1 protein-coding gene is annotated in these 587 nt (G+C 41.4%); it reads right to left on the bottom strand.

From position 1 onward, the window contains the following. The coding region (locus tag Q4586_RS13995; protein ID WP_303530021.1) for a PKD domain-containing protein at positions 1-587 on the bottom strand (587 nt) is incomplete at both ends.

Below are 587 nucleotides of genomic sequence, written 5' to 3'. Positions count from 1 at the left end.
TATGTTCCTGCTGCACTTACTACTGGACTAGCTGTATTTGCTCCACTATCTATTGTTCCATCTGCAGTTGTCCAGGCATAACTTAAAACTCCTTGACCTGTTGATCCTGATCCATCTAAGGTTAATGTAGTTGTTCCACATGTTAACTCTGCAGTTGATCCTGCTTCTGCTGTTGGTGCTAAAACATCTTCTGTTATCACAACTGTATCTGCTACACTTGAACATCCGTTGTCTGCATCTGTTACTATTAATGAGTATGTTCCTGCTGCACTTACTACTGGACTAGCTGTATTTGCTCCACTATCTATTGTTCCATCTGCAGTTGTCCAGGCATAACTTAAAACTCCTTGACCTGTTGATCCTGATCCATCTAAGGTTAATGTAGTTGTTCCACATGTTAACTCTGCAGTTGATCCTGCTTCTGCTGTTGGTGCTAAAACATCTTCTGTTATCACAACTGTATCTGCTACACTTGAACATCCGTTGTCTGCATCTGTTACTATTAATGAGTATGTTCCTGCTGCACTTACTACTGGACTAGCTGTATTTGCTCCACTATCTATTGTTCCATCTGCAGTTGTCCAGGC

Source organism: Tenacibaculum soleae (assembly GCF_030549005.1).
Taxonomy (GTDB): Bacteria; Bacteroidota; Bacteroidia; order Flavobacteriales; family Flavobacteriaceae; genus Polaribacter; species Polaribacter soleae.
Note: the sequence above shows the minus strand (reverse complement) of the source record. Positions and strands in the feature narration are given on the sequence as shown.